Raw genomic sequence first — 17,361 nt, forward strand, 5'->3', positions numbered from 1 at the left:
GATGTATAAGTAATGATAGTCTTTATGCATGATTTGCTATTCTTATAGATTTCCAAAATATATTAATGTATAAATGATTGAGGAGCGAAATCACATCATTTTCAAGTCGGATAATGAACATGAAGGTTTTGATGAGATTCTTATATTAATGGGAGTCACGTATCATATACATTTTTCCTCTCTGATATATGTTAATCTATTATTCAAACGATTGTAGGAGATTTTTAACCTAATTACAGAAACAGATGAGACAACTTCTTAGATACCCCATCCGAACTGCGATTTTTCTGCTGGTATTCATTTTTATAGGAACAGGCGGTTTTGCCCCCGCTAAAGCCAAGCAGATATATTATCCGCCACAGGGAGAAGCGTGGGAGGAGCGTTCCGCTGAAGAGCTCGGTTTAAATTCCGAAGCGATGAATGAGGCCGTTCAGTTTGCGCTGAATAACGAAAACAGCGTGGAACGTGATCTGCGAATTGCGATCCTGAAAGCATTCAGCCGCGAGCCGTATCACGAGATTAGCGGCCCTGTAAAAGAGCGGGGCGGACCGGCTGGAGTCATACTGAAAGATGGATATATCGCTGCAAGCTGGGGTGATCTCGAGCGTGTGGACATGACGTTCAGCGTTACGAAAAGTTACCTTTCAACCGTGGCGGGGCTGGCATTTGATCGTAACCTAATCCGGTATGTAACCGACAGGGTAAATCAGTATGTCTGGGATCGTACATTCGACGGTGAACATAATTCAAAGATTACATGGGAGCATCTTCTAAATCAGACATCCGACTGGTACGGCACACTTTTTGGAATTGAGGACTGGGGCGATCGTCCCCCGCTCGGGCTTGATATTGATGACATGCGCGGCCGGGAGCTTCATGAGCCGGGCACCCACTTTAAGTATAACGATGTAAGAGTAAATGTGCTGGCTTACTCACTGCTGCATGTGTGGCGTGAACCGCTGCCGGTCGTACTTCGAAATGAGATTATGGATCCAATTGGTGCTTCGAGAACATGGCGATGGTACGGGTATGATCAATCCTGGACGGAAATCGATGGCATGAAAGTTCAGAGCGTGAGTGGCGGAGGGCATAACGGGGGCGGTATGTTTATCAACACGCTCGATCAGGCACGGTTTGGGCTTTTGTTTGCACGAAACGGGGCGTGGAATGGTGATCAAATCATATCAGAGGAATGGATCGGAATGGCGCGGGCGCCGTCTGAGCCCAATCCTGATTATGGATATATGTGGTGGACGCTGCAAGGTGACACCGACTGGGGCGATGTTCCCGTGCATTTGTACTATGCCGCGGGATTTGGCGGCAATTATATTGTGGTTGACGATGAAAATGATCTGGTTATTGTCACCCGCTGGCTCGACAGTTCGAAACTTGGGAATTTTGTGGAAATGGTTTACGATGCGATGGAGGAGTGAGATTGGCTCAACGTAGAGCGGGTCGCCGACCCGCTTCCTTTGAATTCTGAAAGAACTATGATTTTTAGAATTGGCCTGATATGAGTTTTTTCTTTGGGCTTCGAAATCCATATTCGGACTCACCCCTTGTTACCATCTCTACGAAAGCAGAGTGGAAAGACTCGTTGATGAGGCTCATAGATCAGTAAGACAGTCGCAGTTCTTTGAAATCAGCAGCGATTTTATGTTGGTTATGTGAAGGGCGTAATAGTCTTTAGTGGTTTGCGGACATTTGGAGGCTTTATATCTTACGTATCTGCTGACGCTCTTCTTCTGAATCATACAAAAATCTTTATTCCGACTGCTCCTCAATCTCTTTGAACTCTTCTTCAAGCCTTATAAAGTAGACGTAAATTAGCTGTGATAGAATTCCTGTTACGGCAGCTATGGCCGCAATCCAGCCGCTGAGTTCGGATTCTACCGAAAGAGAAATCCTGAGGATAACGGTTGAGCAAACAAATCCTGCATTTCGGAGCAGCCGTGAATACGTTTGGCTGAACATAAACGATGCAATGAAAATGAATACATCAGAGAAAATCATGATGGTATAAAACTCCACAAAAAAGATGACGCCGAGATCGATACTAAATGTCTCTTCAAAAGCGATCAGCCTGTATGTTTCGTTTATAAAGTCGTATATCGAAAAGAGGGTTAGTCCGAAAAAGATAAAGAGAAGCAGTAAAGCCACGCGCTCTTTCAGGTATACGAACCGGCGAATTTGCTCATCAGTCAAGAATGAAAATTTCTTTCGTTTCAGGCTAACCTGATGGAAAACTCCAACCAAAAAGAAAAGTAAAAGCCCGCTGCCAAGATCCGATGCGAGCCTGATAATGACCTCCTGCTGCTCTGCGAGCTGGGCAAAATCGTCAAACATAGAGATGTCTTTGAATACGTTTCGGATGATGATCAAAGAAATGATTTCATATTGCTTTCGAACTGAGTTGGTAAATGAAAGCGGAAGGGCAAGAATCAGGAGATAAACCTCATATACCAGAATAATACTAAATGGAGTGTATAACGCCGACAGGTAATTTGCGCTGAGCGGCTGGAGGTAGGTGAGTTCCGGGAATACATTTCTAAGCGCGATCAGAGCAAGATGGGTGAGAAAGAAAACGAAGGAAAGGTAGACGGTCCAGATTTCTACCTGTTCTTTGACCGCCTCGCGACTCAGATATTGATATAGTTTTGTGTGATTTGCCACGTTCTAAAAACTCACGACGGGCTGTATTCATTCCACTGACGTAATCCTATAGGTAGTGGTTGATTAAAAAATAGAAAAAGATTATAACATAAATGTGATTAAAAATATCATGGTGTGTGGTTTGGATATACGTGAATTCCCCGGAGCAAAGCAATCTATATGTAGAATCAGATTGCCTTAGTTTCTCTGGATATGTTACACTTTGGTTACAGAATATGTGAATGCTCAGTAAGATATGGCCGTTTTTAAAGTGAAATAAACAATAAAATAAAATAGAATCGGATTATGAATAAAGTAGCCATAGTTGTTTTTGCTGAAAAAGGATCACATGAAGGGCTTGGAAGAGTAGTTAATGCTATGGAGTTTGCAAAAGAACTTCACGAAGAAAATGACGAAGTGAAACTTATCTTTGATGGTGCTGGTGTAACTTTCATACCGGAGCTTGAGAAAGACGATCACGATGCACATCCACTGTATGAAGCCGTTAAGCCGGTCATTGAAGGAGCCTGTAAGTTCTGCTCAAAAGCATTTGGCGTGATCAATGAGGTGCAAAAGACGGATGTGAAACTCCTCGCAGACTATGATGACCATCCCAGTTTGCGGACATATGTAGCAGATGGTTACCAGGTTGTGACGTTTTAAACAGCTAAATGACAAAAAAGTAAGTTTTTGATTCAGGCGCCCCGGTTTTGCTGGTGGCACCTGGTCAGGCTTACACATTCTGATTCAGCAGTTTTCTCCCCTGACATTAATATTAAATTTCTGCCCGGCATCTCCAGCGCAAGGCAAAAGTAGGTACTATTTTTCGGTAGTAAAGTTGGTGAGTGCATCATTAATAGTGATTCCTTATTTATATCTCAAGAGATAACATCTCCACTTGAACTCCGGATGCAGAAGGATTCAGTAGTTAAAATAAATTATCCGGTAAGATCTGAGAGTTCGGATATGAGTACACATCAATATTAATACAGGGAGGTAGATGAGATGGCCGGTGAAATACAGAACAAGGATGATTATTTATTTGGTATGTTAGATAGTGATGATGTTCGAACAGGCCTTATTACAGGCAATACGTTTAGAAATAAACCAGTTCAGTATGCAGTAGTTGATGGGCTGGCCGTGTTTGAAGGGTGTATTGTTTTAGGTGAAGCAGAAAATATCGAAAAGCATACCGAAGAGGCGCAACAAGTAAGTGTTGAAGATGCAGGTGGTGTGATAGCTCACGGTGTAGGAATCACAGGCGATCAATATCGCTGGCCCAATGGGCTTGTTCCGTACATGATCGATTCAGGTCTTCCAAATAAAAGTAGGGTAACAAACGCAATTGCACATTGGGAACAGCATACGAATATCCGTTTTGTTGAGCGAACCTCTTCAAATCAATCGCAATATAACGACTACGTCTATTTTAAGCCGGCATCAGGTTGCTGGTCATACGTAGGGCGGCAGGGTGGCAGACAGGATGTAGGACTAGCATCGGGGTGCAGTACCGGCAACACTATTCATGAAATTGGCCACGCTATAGGGCTTTGGCACGAACAAAGCAGGGAGGATCGGGATCTGCATATCAAAGTGCATTGGAATAATATCCAAACCGGAAAAGAGCATAATTTCGACCAGCATATAACCGATGGCGATGACTATGGCCCGTATGATTACAACTCGATTATGCACTATCACGCGACAGCATTTTCAAAAAATGGTCAGCCTACTATAACGACAATTCCTGCAGGTAAATCGATTGGTCAGCGCAGCAATTTAAGCAATGGCGACATCTCCGCTGTACACGCCATGTATATAACCTGGCACAGAAACATGACTGTTGCTTTAACCTATGCAAGTTACCATTCCCGGAATGCCTGGGTTTACATCAGCTCGATGGGGTGGAGAAAAATAGAGGGCGGGTCCGAGAACGGAACCACCAATATGTTCGCCGCCTTTTGCGAAGCTAAGGCAAACAGCAGAAAGGTAAACGTGTACGCAGATGGAAACACCGTTTACCGAATGGAACTCCTATAAACAGATACATTCAACAAAATAATTAGAGGTGAAAATTATGTGGCACAATAACTTATCAGTAGCGCGTGTGTATACATCGCATCATTCCCAAAATTGCTATGCCATCGTTAGCGGAGTCAGCGGATGGAAAAAAGTTAAAACAGGAGCAGCAGACGGCGTTACAAACGTGCATATTGCATTATCTGCGGCTCAGGCAAACGGACGGAAAGTGGACGTATATATCGTATCTAACCAAATAGAACGCGTTACGCTCCGGTAAAAATAAAACATCAGGATCTAACAGGAATTCTGTAACTAAGGTGACAAACATGAGCTCAAAGATTGTAATAAATATAATAACGAATACCGATGATGACGCCGTTGTGAGTGAACAACTTGGAGTAGCTGATTCTGTTCCCGCTCCACCTCTCTCCGATGATTTTAGCATATCGGGTAAATCGGGGGCGGGCAAACATGCAGTAATGCAGGCAGATGCCCCCGTCCCACCGGCGGATACTGGCCAAGCCGGTGAAATGTCAGCAGGTGAACCTGCAGCCGGCCCGCCGGAATTTGCAGATGAAATGACAAAATCATCTGCAGCATTTGCAGACAGGGTATCGGGCGGGGAACCGGCTCCTCCGAGCGACCATCCCGATGTTGCCGGTGATGTAACAGGTTTTGGGGCAATGGGTAGTTCGGGGACACCAGGGCCTCCTGAAGCTGAACCTGAGGATGAAGAGGGAGAAGAATCGGGAGAAAGCAAAGGAAAAAAAGGATCTGGCGGAAAGAAAAAGAAGTAATATCTTTCTGATTACAACTACTTTCAACCTGCCATAAAAACGGATCAACTAATGACAATTCATGGGGTATTGGTGATCGATAAGAGCATCCCGACATTTTCTGATACCACGGCAACTATTACGCTTGAAGATGTTGGACGCATTGATGCAGGCGCTGATGTTATACATAGAGAAATATTGCATAATATATCTCATACTGATGGTGAAAAGACCGAGGTTGAATTTAAATTTGATTGCAAGGCGTCAGACGATTCACATCCAAAGTATAATCTGAGAGCCCATGTTGATGTGACCGGCAGCGGTGATGTGGAGGTGGGGGACCTCGTTACTCAGCAAAGCTACCCTGTGCACCCGGAGGCCTCCCGAAAGCATGAGCTAAGAGTTAAGAACGTTTCATGAAATGTGCATGACAGCAATCCATGCAACCCATTAGTTTCTCTTCCATTCTGCAGGTGAACTGCATATATTTGCGGCTCATCAAAACATCTGCATGAAATCTACGCTAAAAGCGCGACTCCCTTTTACTGATGTTACACTGTTTACAGTTGCGATCATCTGGGCATTGAATTTTTCTGTTGTAAAAGCAAGCCTTTCCGAAGTTGATATCTACAGCTTCAATTCGGTTCGGTTCATTCTGGCAGCCGGGTTGATATGGTCCATCATCTTATGGAAAGACAAAAAGGTTTACATTCCACGCTCCGACTGGCTGCCATTGTTAGGAGTAGGCCTGATTGGAAATGTGCTTTATCAGTGGCTTTTCATAGTGGGGATTGATCTCACCCTATCTGCAAACGCGGCCGTGATGCTGGGCACAATCCCGATTTGGATCGCCATTTTTTCTCACCTGTTTACCGATGAAAAAATGACCAGCCTCAAGGCGATCGGTGTTGTTCTGGCTTTTGCCGGTGTTGCTTTTATTGTGAGCGGAGGTGCAAATCCTTTGAGCCTGGCGTCAGCCACATTTAGGGGCGACCTTATCATCGTTTGTGCGGCCATAACATGGGCAGTATTTACTATTCTGTCCAAAGGGTTTTTGAGACGCTATAGCGCCCTGCACTTTTCAGGAATAATGACGTCGATCGGAGCGGTGTTACTAACAGGAATGTCATTCCTTTCTGCCGAAACCACTCAATGGGAGCTTGTTTCAGCGGGGGCATGGGGCGGGATGATCTATAGCGGTGCGCTTTCCATCGGCCTGGCCTATCTCATCTGGAACAATGGAATCGTAAGCGTGGGCCCCGTAAAAACATCCGTATATCAAAATCTTGTTCCGGTACTCGGCCTGCTGTTTGGAATTGTTCTTCTGAATGAATCACTAAGCACTCTGCAGTATATCGGCGCGGCAATTGTTGTTACAGGTATTGTAATGACGCGGCGCGGGTGATTGGTTATTTGTTAATTTATGGATGGGTTTATTGGGAAATAGGAATTATACCTCCCCTAAAAGAGGGGACAGACAACAAAGCGTTCAGCGGCGTTGTCAGGGGTGGGTCGGGTTATTTGCTCGCGATATCTTTGATGCCTTAAATTTGGAACACCCACCGTCTTACTCCGCTTGCGCTGCGCAATCCACCTTCCTCAAAGAAGGAATGTAAAGACTCCACAAGTCAGCTTTTGCCACCTATGATCTAATATTCACGGCGTAATTTTAAAACCGGCGCCAATTGACAATCGCCTGAAGGACAGGTCGTTTGTTACAATCCGGTTTCCCCAACTCTCAAATTCGTAGGATGAATTGTCTATGCTGTAGCCGGCATTCAGATAAAGGTCAAACTGACCGGAGAGCGGAAATTCAAGTCCTATTCCCGGATGAAGCAACAACCCGCCCTTGTGATCGTCCAACAGGAATGACTCATCGTTTTTAACACTGAAATTATATCCGGCGCGGACAAACAAAAACGGAGAAATTCCGTCTTCTTTGAACCGATAGTTGAAATCAAAGAAAAACGGAATCAGAGACAGCGGATCATCATAGGGGGTGAACCCGAGTCCAACTCCTACCGAAGTATTCGGGGTGAACCGGTAGCCGTTCACAAAGAAGATGCGTGCCGTAGTAACAGAACCCGACCCGGTCGAGGTCAGTATATCCGTACCGGATTGTAAAAAATATCCGGTTTTGCCCTGTGCCGGCTGCGCAGCCGATGCCTGGCCAAATATTTGTACGGCGTTGCTCAATGGCAGCATCAGAAAGAAAGCGACTGCAACGACACCGGACAGGTTCAAATTTATCTTAGAATCAGAGTAACTCATCATCGTCGCCAAAAACAGGAATGGTACTTAGCTTCTTCAGATCGTTGATATCGCTGTAGTCGTATTGGATAATTCCTTCATCGCCGGTCACCATCAGTACATCGTTGAACGGGATAACATCGTAACTTTTGATATCCTCAATATGCCGCAGCAATTTGATATCAAGCGGGTTGGATGCGTCCATGATTTTTAGCCCAAACTCACCTTCACTCACAAACAGGTTGCCGCCGTCGATGCCGAGGCCGTGTGGATTCTTCATCTCGTATGAATTCACCATATAGGGGTTTGTAAGTTCGGATACATTCACAACTTCGAGTCGGTTCACAGCTTGCGGACATTGTTCACTTTGGCGCAGGGTCACGAATGCATAATCCCCTTCCACCACGACAGGATCGCAGGCTGTAGCATGCCAATATGTGGACAACTGCTGTGGATTTGCAGGATTTTCGAGATGGTAAATATACATCGCACGTTCCGAGCCAATAAACAGGTTGTCGTTGTAAGGGAAAATCGTTTCAATAGCCCATCCCACACTCGACTGGCTCACCTGGTCTGTATTGTTCGTTTCGATGGTAAACGTGATCAAATCGGTATGATCAACAGCGTAGAGATAATTGCCGTTGATGGCAAACCGGGCAAGTGAGCCGCCAACGCCTCCGCCACCGGATTCAGATGAGGCACCACCTGAAAAGGAATCAAACGTTGTGCCTATCGATCTGCCCCACTGGGGATGAGACTCACAGTTCCCTTCACAAATTTCTTCACGTTTAACCTCTTTCCAGTCCACCACAAGTCCCTGAGACGGATCTACCTGCTGCGAAGTAAATCCAGGGGCAATATTTGCTGCCGTATTGAACACATCTTCAATTCGTTCAATAAGTTCGGGATTCTGCAGATCGCTGATATCAAAAACCAGCAGGTCTTTATGAGAATCGGCATAGAGCAGATCCTCTTTAACGGCGAGATCTTTGCTGGCAGGAATCGTGATGAATCCAATATTAACGGGGTTTGAGGGATCACGATTATCAATAATGTGAATGCCCTCGTTACGCTCGTTTACATACAGGAATCCTTCGTAAAAATAGATCTTTCCGGGCACCTCAAGATCTTTGGGCGGTACCACGGATACGGAATTCATAAAATCAGCTTCACTCATATAGACCGGTTCATATTCGGTCCAGGTGACTGTCTGCACCCGCTGATCGTTACAGGATGTTAGAAACAGAGGGACTAAAAGAAGCATCATCATGCCAAAAAAAAGGGAAGGCATTGTGATCATGCTTTTTCGGAAAATCGGGTTGGATAACATATCTGGGAAGTTCGTTGATGGTAAAGGTTACGTGTTGAAGAATGCGTTCTGTTTGATATACACATGCTTTTAGCTGAGTACCTATAGAAAATCAGGATGAGTTTAAATATTGCTATGATGACTTGTTCTGAAGCTATTCGTTGCTGAACATCGCTCTCAAAGTTATGATTTGATGCCGGCTGAAAATAGGAGCTGGCTAGTCAATCAAACCACCAACATCAAAAAAATGATAAAACAGACGTTTGGAGACATATTAACTTATAGCGCATAATTATTTACTTTTTTGCGACTGATGATCTACATTCATGGAAGCGTTTTTAAATTAATTTTTAAGTTTGACGCTGCAGGAAATGTTGAATCAAAATTGAGAAAAATTATCCTATGAACAGATCGGTCATCCCATATCAAAAACACGCGGCTGTTTTACTATTCTGCCTGTCACTAATTATGGCATGCGGTCCCTCGGATATGGAGGAGGAAGAAGCGTTTGATGCATCACGTATCAATCAACACATGGATGAAGAAGTGTCGTTTGACGAGAGATATCGTCCTCAGTTTCACTACACGCCAAAAATCAACTGGATGAACGATCCGAATGGCCTTGTGTATCATGACGGCACATTTCATCTGTTTCATCAGTATAATCCATTTGGCAAACAGTGGGGGTATATGAGCTGGAACCATGCTACGAGCCCTGATTTGGTACACTGGCAGCATCAGCCTGTTGCTATCCCATATGGAGAAGAAGAGGAAGAGGCTATTTATTCGGGCAGTGCGGTGGTCGATCATAACAATACATCAGGATTTGGCGATTGGACCACAGCGCCAATCGTGGCAATCTATTCAAGTGCATATGGCGGAGAAAGACCACATCAGTCGCAATCGCTGGCGTACAGCACTGATGGCGGCGAGACGTTTCAGAAATATGAGGGGAACCCGGTCCTGGAGTTTGAGGATCCGGATTTTCGCGATCCCAATGTGAAGTGGCACGACGATATTCAGAAATGGATTATGGTTGTGGCTCTTCCGCTTCAATATAAAGTGCAGTTTTATTCGTCAGACAATCTGATTGACTGGGAGTACCTGAGTGATTTCGGTCCGGCCGGGGCCGTGAGCGGAATCTGGGAATGCCCCGACCTGTTTCCACTGGCCGTTAACGGGGATCCGGATAACATGAAGTGGGTGCTGCACGTGGATATGAATCCCGGCGCGATTGCCGGCGGATCGGGCTCACAATTTTTTGTGGGCGATTGGGATGGCCAAACGTTTACAGCTGATGACTCCATTTCTGAAGGTGAGATTTTGTGGGCTGATTACGGCACGGACTTTTATGCGGCCATCTCCTGGAATAACGTACCTGAAGAAGATGGCCGTCGTTTGTGGCTCGGGTGGATGAATAATTGGGAATATGCGAACGAGATTCCCACAGATCCCTGGAGAAGCGCCATGTCGATTCCACGGTCGGTGCAGCTTGAAACGATTGAAGATAATATTGCAGTAATCCAGCGGCCCGTTGAGGAGCTTCAGCAGCTGAGGGGTGAGGCCGTTCAGCTTAATGGCCGGAATCTAACAGAAGGAAATCATCTTCTTACTGATGATGGGATTTCCGGAAAAGCCTATGAGGTGATTGTGGAGTTGGAGCCCGTTGTTTCTGAATCGGTGGGACTGAATGTTCGTGAATCGGAAAACCAGGAAACGGTGATCGGCTATGATGCCGTGACAGGAACCGTGTTCGTAGACCGGACGCAATCGGGCGAAGATAGTTTTGGCGAAGATTTTGCGCGACGAATGGATGCCCCGGCAAGGCTAATCGATGGTAAAATTAAGCTTCACATATTCGTAGACTGGTCGTCTGTTGAGGTGTTTATCAATGGCGGAGAGCAGGTCATTACCAGCCGGATTTTTCCCGACCCCGGAAGTACAGGTGTCTCCCTTTTTGCTGATGGAGGAGATGCCTCACTTGCGGGTCTGACCTTTTGGCCGCTAGAGTCTATTTGGGATTAATTCGGAGTCGTTATTCTCCCCTAATCCCAAAGGGATCCCGATGGGGTAAGGGGAGACACAGAGGGGTGTGAACCGCGAGTCATCGGATAAGTCATTCATGAATAATATATTGACCCCAGTCGATCCGATTTTCCGCAAAACTCATCCGATGACTGTTGACAAGGATTTCTTGCTGATGTATTTGATCATCAGTTTTCTCTCATTCTTTAATAGTGAGAGATACATACATACATTAATTTTTTTAGAAATCTAACTCCGATCCTTAAACACAGCTATCTAACCGAACTCACATAAATCTTCACGAGTAACCCATTTTAAATGTTTAAAACCAAGTCGATTTTACTTTCAAGTATCGTTGCTGCCGTAGCCGGTTTTCTCTTCGGCTTTGATACCATCGTTATCTCCGGGGCTGATCAACCGATCCAGAAGCTCTGGCAGATGTCGGATCTGTTTCACGGGACATTTATTATGTCGATGGCGCTGTGGGGCACGGTCATCGGGGCGCTGTTTGGCGGAATACCGAGCGATAAATTTGGCCGCAAGAAAGTGCTGGTTTGGATTGGTGTCCTTTACCTGCTATCTGCGCTGGGTTCTGCCTTTGCTACCAGCCCTTACCTGTTTTCAATTGCGCGTTTTATTGGCGGGCTGGGCGTTGGGGCTTCTTCAGTAGCGGTACCTGTTTACATTTCTGAAATTACGCCGGCCCACAACCGCGGGAAGCTTGTGGCACTCTACCAGTTTAATATTGTATTTGGAATTTTGATCGCCTATCTCTCAAACTACTGGATCGGGCAGGCTTTCGAAGTAGATGCCTGGCGATGGATGCTCGGGGTAGAGGCTGTTCCGGCCGGTATTTACTTGTTGCTGGTTACCGGTGTACCGGAAAGTCCCCGATGGCTGCTGCTCAAAGAGAACCAAGTCGAAAAAGCTCGGGCACTGCTTTCTCAGCTCAACCCGAAGGAGAACATCGAAAAAATGATTACCGAGATTAAGAACTCAGTGTCTAAAGATGCCGGTGCCGACACGTTCTTCTCCAAGCGATTCCGGTTTCCCATTATGCTGGCCTTTCTCCTGGCGTTTTTTAACCAATGGTCGGGGATCAATTTTGTACTCTATTATGCCCCGCGAATATTTTCACAGGCAGGGATTGCTGCAGGTGATGTGCTTGGCGCCTCTATATCACTGGGTGTGGTGAACCTTCTTTTTACACTGTTGGGGATGTACCTGATTGACAGAGCCGGCCGAAAATCCCTGATGTACATCGGGTCATTTGGATATATCGCATCTCTTTCCGGCGTTGCCTGGGCATTTTACTCTGGGGCAGAGGGAGTGTTTGTTGTGATTTTTGTCTGTGCGTTCATAGCGTCTCACGCCATCGGGCAGGGAGCGGTGATCTGGGTATTTATTTCTGAGATCTTTCCCAATGCGATTCGCGATTACGGGATGTCGCTGGGATCCGGAACCCACTGGGTGTTTGCAGCTATCATTACGCTCATTACGCCCACCGTACTCAGCGCATTTACGGGTGCACAAATATTCTCCTTCTTTGCGTTTATGATGGTACTACAGCTGCTTTTCGTATGGAAAGTGATGCCCGAAACGAAGAACATCACCCTGGAAGAGATGGAGGTGAAGCTCGGCATCAGCCGTGAAGCGCTTGAGGAACTTGTGGATGAGGAGAGACTTGAGTGATTAGGGGATAAGTATCGAATTACTAATATTGAACGCCGAATGTCGAACGATTGTCAGATGAATATCGAATAACGAATATTCGTATCGATTAAATCATCTTTATCGATTTAAAAACAGTGACCTAAAAGCATCAGGGGCGCGATCCATTTATAGAACCGGGAGCCACCCCGGGGATCAAGAGTTCATTAAAAAAACTCAGAGGCGATGAATAGAATCAACGGATTGATTTTCACCGAAAGGGCGAGGGTAAAATTTTTCGTTGTGTGAATCGCAATGCATCGTGGTGGGCCTGTTGAAGTGAACCGAAGTCTTAAATGAATGGGTTATACCACGCCACGGTAGGGGTTGGCGTGTAGGACGCTATAAACAGTTTACACCTTTATAAAAATCTTCCGCTTATACATATAGCTTAAAACGACATACCATAATACGATCCAGGTAATGGCGTAGAGCAATGATGCGTTGACTTCCGAAGCCAGCGGCATAAACACATTATTGAAAATCAGACGCTGCAGAGATATCGAACCTTCGTCAGTAGGTATCTGAATCATCACCAGCGTACGGGCGAGCAGCCCGCTTACAAAGAATACGATCAGCGCGTTCACGCCGTAGACCACAAATGGCCGGGTAAATCGTTTGTAACCCTTAACGTCAATAAGCCAGTAGCAGGCTCCAAAACACTGCATAGCAAGGCCGGCTGTGAAAATAGCGTAGGAACTGGTCCAGATCGATTTGTTGATGGGAAACCACCAGTTCCAAATATACCCGATAACCGCAAGAAAGAATCCCCAGAGCATCAGCCTGGCAGCTTTTTCAATTATGGTACGATCCGTCATCAGGATCATTCCGGCAAATAGTCCCAACAGCGTCGTTGCAATTGCCGGGATCGTGCTCAAAATTCCTTCAGGATCATAGGGGCCTTCCCGGTAAATATGAGGTTCCGGAATCAGAAGCTGATCAACCCAGGCAGATAAATTTGTATGAGGCTGATCGATCATCCCGGCGCCATATCCCGGAACGGGTATAAGCATCATGACCGCCCAATAGACAAGCAACAAGCCCGCTGTGATAAACGCCATTGTTTTTGGCTTTACGTAGAGAAATAACAGGGAGGCGATCAGGTAGCAAATGGCAATTCGCTGGAGCACGCCCATAAGCCTGATGCCTGATAGATTCGAGTGAATATCGAATGAAGGATCGAAGGTGAAGTAAGGAAACCCCATCATCAGGAGTCCTAATCCAAAAATAATGGCTGAGCGTTTAACTGTTTTCCGGAGCAGGTCACCTCTGCCGGCCCCTTTTTCAAGAGATTTTGTAAAAGCCAGCACTACCGATACTCCCACGATAAACAAGAAAAACGGAAAGATAAGGTCCGTAATTGTCCAGCCGTGCCATTGCGCGTGGCGAAGTGGCGGATACATGGCAGCCCAGGTACCCGGATTGTTTACCAGAATCATAGCCGCGATTGTGGCACCCCGAAACACATCAAGCGAGACCAGGCGTTTACCTCTGGTTATATTCCGAAGAGATTCATTGAATGGCATAAGTCAGGTTGTTGATGATCAAAAGAATCGGAGTATGATGTTTTTAAACAGTATTGGCATATATCTTAATCAGAACATAGTGATTTGGAGCAATGACCACTATTAAAACATAACTGGAAGCGGTCTCTATTATAAGTGTAGTCATCCGATGAATTCCCGTCATTGGACGAGTTTTTGGGCCAATAGTTTGAGATCTGTCATGTCTATCAGAAATCAAAAACCGATCAGGATCAAAATAGACCGGGAGAAAGAACCGTTTTCATGAGTAGAATTGCCATGCCATGTTTTTTGAAACTCGGCCCTGACGCTGACAGAAATCCGGAAAAGCACCGGAAATGCTCAGGTCTGAATTATCAATCTGAAAGCGATAGTCTACTGCTATTCGGGGGTTAAATGTTAGTCAGGGAGATTATGGATTCGGTTTTTTAAAGACTTATAATCCTTCTCGGGTCGGCGACCCGAGCTACATGGCGACGCTGACAGAGGTCTACAAAAAGCACCGGAAATGCTGTCAGGTCACGCAAAAAGACCTGTAAGACATCCGCTTTCTAAATATCGAATAATGAATGATGAACGCTGAATGCTGAACGTGTATCCCCTTCGATATTCAACATTTAATATTCGGTGTTCGATATTCTGTTTGGGTTGAATAGATATGCCATGTCTTTTGGGCCCTCTACTATCCTCTTCCGCCGATTCTAATTCTTATTTGACTTTAAAAACAATTTCTATTAATTGAATGTAAACCTTTCAATAATTTAGAACTTAAACAACATGAGTGATCATATTTCAAGAAAACGTTTCATAAGCTCATCTCTAATGACCGCTGCAGGAATTAGCATGATTCCCGGTCATGTTTTTGGAAGAGCAGCAAACAGTACGTCAGCCAATGACAAACTGTCTATTGGGTTTATTGGAACGGGTCGGATAAGCTACGGCCTGTCCAATAATTTTTTAAATCTGGATGACGCCGATGTGGTAGCCGGTTGCGACGTGTATGAATCCAAAAGGGAACGCTTTGCCGCTCATGTTGAAGATACCTACGAACAAATACACGGCCGAAGAAAAAGTGGATTTCAGATTTATCACGATTATCGGGAATTATTGGAAAGGGATGATATTGACGCTGTAGTGGTTGCAACTCCTGATCACTGGCATGCAAAAGCAACGATTGATGCTGCCAATGCCGGAAAGCATGTGTATTGCGAAAAGCCGCTGACTCATACGGTGTACGAGGGCCGAAAGGTGGTGGAAGCTGTGGATGATAACGGAATCGTGCTTCAAACAGGTACGATGCAGAGATCCTGGGATCACTTCCGGCATGCCTGTGAATTGATTAGAAACGGGTATCTGGGGGAGATTCAAAAAGTAATCGTAAGTGTAGGTGATCCGGCCGTGCCGTGTGACCTTGCAGGGGAACCCATTCCTGAAGATTTAGACTGGGATCGATGGTTGGGAGGAGCAAAGGTGCGGCCTTTTAACGAAATTCTGGCTCCACCGGCTGATGATTCCAGCTGGCCAATGTGGCGGCGATATTCCGAGTTCGGAGGTGGAATTTTGAGTGACTGGGGAGCTCATATGTTTGATATTGTACAGTGGGCATTGGGAATGGACAATACAGGGCCTGTTGAGCTTGTACCCCCCAAAACACCGGTTTCGAAACGTGGGTTAATGATGCGCTATGCCAATGGTATTGAGGTTTACCATTACGAGTTTGGGAGAGGCCACGGCATTGAATTCTACGGTACGGAAGGGACCATGCAGCTTGCAAGAGGATTTATGGAAACAAATCCTGAATCTATTGCATCAGAAGAGATTCCGTCATCCGGCCAAAAACTCTATCACAGCGAAAACCACTACAAGAACTGGGTTGATTCAATAAAGAACGGGACATCTCCTATTTGTGACGCCAGAACCGGACACCGCTCTGCCTCGGTTTGTAATATTGCAAATATTGCTTATTGGGTTGGCAAAGATCTCAAGTGGGATCCTGATAACGAACGGTTTGATGATAACGAAGCCAATGGATATCTCACAAAAGAATACCGGGAGGGATACGAGGTTTAAGGTGTCGGGTAAAACGCAGACCACAAAAAGATTTCGCAGCGTTGGATAGAGTGTTTTATTGATTAAGGCTAAAATGAAGGTTAATTCGTTATTAAACAATCAGATAGGTTCATTCATATTTTTTTGTGTGAGAAATGCAGGTTAAGGCTTTAAATACGTATTCATGTTAGACAGCAGATTGATCAGATGCAGCCTATTTTTCCTTTTCCAGGTAAACAATATTCCGAACATGATATGTGATCAACTTAATACGTCGTTGAATATAACCACTAAAGATCTTCAGCTCGACTATTAACTTCGATAGAATATCCATCTGGATCCATAATATAGACTTGCTTAATTCCATCGCTGCGTGTAGTAACCTTACCCTCTTCGCCCGGCCAATCTGTAAAAGTAATATTGCGTCTTCGAAGATTATCTACAAAATTATCAAAGTTTAAAACTGTAATGGCCAAATGAATGGATTTATTGACTTTAACTCCTTCCATTTCATCAGCCAGCAGGTGAAGCTCATGACTCCCGCCTAATGAAAACCAGCGACGAGTAGGTTTGCCAGTTTGATTTTCAATTTCTTTCAATCCCACTACTTCTTTATAAAAAGTTGCAGATGAATCCAGGTCACTTACCACAATAGCCTGATGATCAAAGACTGGATTGAAGTCCTGGGCCTTACTTTCTGATACTGATAAGCTAAATATGATGAAAAAGGTTAAAAGAAGTGAGTAAAAGGGAATTCGATTGAATGAATATATTTTCATTTGATTTAGTTATTTGAATATTAAGCAAAACTATATGACCATTATCCGCTTTGAATCCATAGAAAAATGTTTTGTATGCATTATTTATGGTAGTGAAATACTTAAAGAAGAAATATTTTAGTAGAGCAAATTTGCATTATAATTCCTTAAAATGCCAAATTTTGATACATTTCATTTACATTTCTCTTTCCAATATCCATTTTTGGCCCATTGTTACCATTGTGTTTATAGTTGGTCAACAGAGTCAGGATATTATTCGGAAATAT

15 protein-coding genes are annotated in these 17,361 nt (G+C 44.8%); 10 read left to right on the forward strand and 5 right to left on the reverse strand.

Features of this window, described 5'->3' with window-relative positions:
- The first annotated feature begins 245 nt into the window (after positions 1 to 245).
- Positions 246 to 1,433, forward strand: a complete 1,188-nt coding sequence (locus AABW11_RS11695) for a serine hydrolase domain-containing protein (protein WP_340105284.1) — start codon at positions 246 to 248, stop codon at positions 1,431 to 1,433.
- 331 nt (positions 1,434 to 1,764) lie between these two features.
- Here the strand turns inward: AABW11_RS11695 and AABW11_RS11700 are convergent, their stop codons facing one another.
- The gene (locus tag AABW11_RS11700; protein ID WP_340105286.1) at positions 1,765 to 2,673 is read right to left on the reverse strand and encodes a hypothetical protein; all 909 of its coding nucleotides are present in this window, start codon (positions 2,671 to 2,673) and stop codon (positions 1,765 to 1,767) included.
- 285 nt (positions 2,674 to 2,958) lie between these two features.
- Here AABW11_RS11700 and AABW11_RS11705 point away from each other — a divergent pair, with 285 nt between their 5' ends.
- From AABW11_RS11705 to AABW11_RS11730, 6 genes are all read left to right on the forward strand, one after another.
- Positions 2,959 to 3,315 carry a hypothetical protein gene (locus AABW11_RS11705; RefSeq protein ID WP_340105287.1) on the forward strand — a complete coding sequence of 119 codons (357 nt, stop codon included), beginning with the start codon at positions 2,959 to 2,961 and terminating at the stop codon, positions 3,313 to 3,315.
- 342 nt (positions 3,316 to 3,657) lie between these two features.
- Positions 3,658 to 4,692 (forward strand): Dot/Icm T4SS effector Zinc-dependent metalloprotease LegP, encoded by a 1,035-nt coding sequence (legP, locus tag AABW11_RS11710; protein WP_340105288.1) that lies wholly within the window; start codon positions 3,658 to 3,660, stop codon positions 4,690 to 4,692.
- Between the two features lie 37 nt (positions 4,693 to 4,729).
- Complete coding sequence (locus tag AABW11_RS11715; protein ID WP_340105289.1) at positions 4,730 to 4,951, forward strand: hypothetical protein; 222 nt, start codon at positions 4,730 to 4,732, stop codon at positions 4,949 to 4,951.
- A gap of 49 nt (positions 4,952 to 5,000) precedes the next feature.
- Positions 5,001 to 5,471: a hypothetical protein gene (locus tag AABW11_RS11720; RefSeq protein ID WP_340105290.1), complete on the forward strand. Its 471-nt coding sequence runs from the start codon at positions 5,001 to 5,003 to the stop codon at positions 5,469 to 5,471.
- Between the two features lie 51 nt (positions 5,472 to 5,522).
- Complete coding sequence (locus AABW11_RS11725; protein ID WP_340105291.1) at positions 5,523 to 5,870, forward strand: hypothetical protein; 348 nt, start codon at positions 5,523 to 5,525, stop codon at positions 5,868 to 5,870.
- Between the two features lie 91 nt (positions 5,871 to 5,961).
- Complete coding sequence (locus AABW11_RS11730) at positions 5,962 to 6,855, forward strand: DMT family transporter (protein WP_340105293.1); 894 nt, start codon at positions 5,962 to 5,964, stop codon at positions 6,853 to 6,855.
- 251 nt (positions 6,856 to 7,106) lie between these two features.
- Here the strand turns inward: AABW11_RS11730 and AABW11_RS11735 are convergent, their stop codons facing one another.
- Both AABW11_RS11735 and AABW11_RS11740 read right to left on the reverse strand, forming a co-directional pair.
- Positions 7,107 to 7,724, reverse strand: coding sequence for a hypothetical protein (locus AABW11_RS11735; RefSeq protein ID WP_340105294.1), 618 nt, complete (start codon positions 7,722 to 7,724; stop codon positions 7,107 to 7,109).
- On the reverse strand, positions 7,708 to 8,991 hold the full coding sequence (locus AABW11_RS11740; protein WP_340105296.1) for an LVIVD repeat-containing protein: 1,284 nt from the start codon (positions 8,989 to 8,991) through the stop codon (positions 7,708 to 7,710). The genes AABW11_RS11735 and AABW11_RS11740 overlap by 17 nt, the downstream gene beginning before the upstream one ends.
- Before the next feature lie 420 nt (positions 8,992 to 9,411).
- Between AABW11_RS11740 and AABW11_RS11745 the strand changes: the two genes are divergently transcribed.
- The gene (locus tag AABW11_RS11745) at positions 9,412 to 11,034 is read left to right on the forward strand and encodes a glycoside hydrolase family 32 protein (protein ID WP_340105298.1); all 1,623 of its coding nucleotides are present in this window, start codon (positions 9,412 to 9,414) and stop codon (positions 11,032 to 11,034) included.
- Between the two features lie 318 nt (positions 11,035 to 11,352).
- On the forward strand, positions 11,353 to 12,726 hold the full coding sequence (locus AABW11_RS11750; RefSeq protein WP_340105299.1) for a sugar porter family MFS transporter: 1,374 nt from the start codon (positions 11,353 to 11,355) through the stop codon (positions 12,724 to 12,726).
- Positions 12,727 to 13,097: 371 nt separating this feature from the next.
- Here the strand turns inward: AABW11_RS11750 and AABW11_RS11755 are convergent, their stop codons facing one another.
- Entirely contained in the window at positions 13,098 to 14,270 is a 1,173-nt protein-coding gene (locus tag AABW11_RS11755) for an acyltransferase family protein (protein ID WP_340105300.1), read from the reverse strand.
- Between the two features lie 774 nt (positions 14,271 to 15,044).
- Here AABW11_RS11755 and AABW11_RS11760 point away from each other — a divergent pair.
- Positions 15,045 to 16,337, forward strand: coding sequence for a Gfo/Idh/MocA family protein (locus AABW11_RS11760; RefSeq protein ID WP_340105301.1), 1,293 nt, complete (start codon positions 15,045 to 15,047; stop codon positions 16,335 to 16,337).
- A gap of 269 nt (positions 16,338 to 16,606) precedes the next feature.
- On the opposite strand, the gene AABW11_RS11765 is transcribed toward AABW11_RS11760, so the two are convergent.
- Positions 16,607 to 17,095 (reverse strand): VOC family protein, encoded by a 489-nt coding sequence (locus tag AABW11_RS11765; protein ID WP_340105302.1) that lies wholly within the window; start codon positions 17,093 to 17,095, stop codon positions 16,607 to 16,609.
- Positions 17,096 to 17,361 lie beyond the last annotated feature (266 nt).

The sequence above is a fragment of the Rhodohalobacter sp. 8-1 genome, assembly GCF_038150125.1.
Lineage (GTDB): Bacteria > Bacteroidota > Rhodothermia > Balneolales > Balneolaceae > SW132.

Bases quoted from the DNA above. Each gene is read 5' to 3' on its own strand.
- AABW11_RS11720 (WP_340105290.1), top strand. From the start codon at position 5,001: ATGAGCTCAAAGATTGTAATAAATATAATAACGAATACCGATGATGAC.
- AABW11_RS11730 (WP_340105293.1), top strand. From the start codon at position 5,962: ATGAAATCTACGCTAAAAGCGCGACTCCCTTTTACTGATGTTACACTG.
- AABW11_RS11735 (WP_340105294.1), bottom strand. From the start codon at position 7,724: ATGATGAGTTACTCTGATTCTAAGATAAATTTGAACCTGTCCGGTGTC.
- AABW11_RS11695 (WP_340105284.1), top strand. From the start codon at position 246: ATGAGACAACTTCTTAGATACCCCATCCGAACTGCGATTTTTCTGCTG.
- AABW11_RS11750 (WP_340105299.1), top strand. From the start codon at position 11,353: ATGTTTAAAACCAAGTCGATTTTACTTTCAAGTATCGTTGCTGCCGTA.
- AABW11_RS11760 (WP_340105301.1), top strand. From the start codon at position 15,045: ATGAGTGATCATATTTCAAGAAAACGTTTCATAAGCTCATCTCTAATG.
- AABW11_RS11765 (WP_340105302.1), bottom strand. From the start codon at position 17,095: ATGAAAATATATTCATTCAATCGAATTCCCTTTTACTCACTTCTTTTA.
- AABW11_RS11715 (WP_340105289.1), top strand. From the start codon at position 4,730: ATGTGGCACAATAACTTATCAGTAGCGCGTGTGTATACATCGCATCAT.
- AABW11_RS11705 (WP_340105287.1), top strand. From the start codon at position 2,959: ATGAATAAAGTAGCCATAGTTGTTTTTGCTGAAAAAGGATCACATGAA.
- AABW11_RS11745 (WP_340105298.1), top strand. From the start codon at position 9,412: ATGAACAGATCGGTCATCCCATATCAAAAACACGCGGCTGTTTTACTA.
- AABW11_RS11740 (WP_340105296.1), bottom strand. From the start codon at position 8,991: ATGCCTTCCCTTTTTTTTGGCATGATGATGCTTCTTTTAGTCCCTCTG.
- AABW11_RS11755 (WP_340105300.1), bottom strand. From the start codon at position 14,270: ATGCCATTCAATGAATCTCTTCGGAATATAACCAGAGGTAAACGCCTG.
- legP (WP_340105288.1), top strand. From the start codon at position 3,658: ATGGCCGGTGAAATACAGAACAAGGATGATTATTTATTTGGTATGTTA.
- AABW11_RS11725 (WP_340105291.1), top strand. From the start codon at position 5,523: ATGACAATTCATGGGGTATTGGTGATCGATAAGAGCATCCCGACATTT.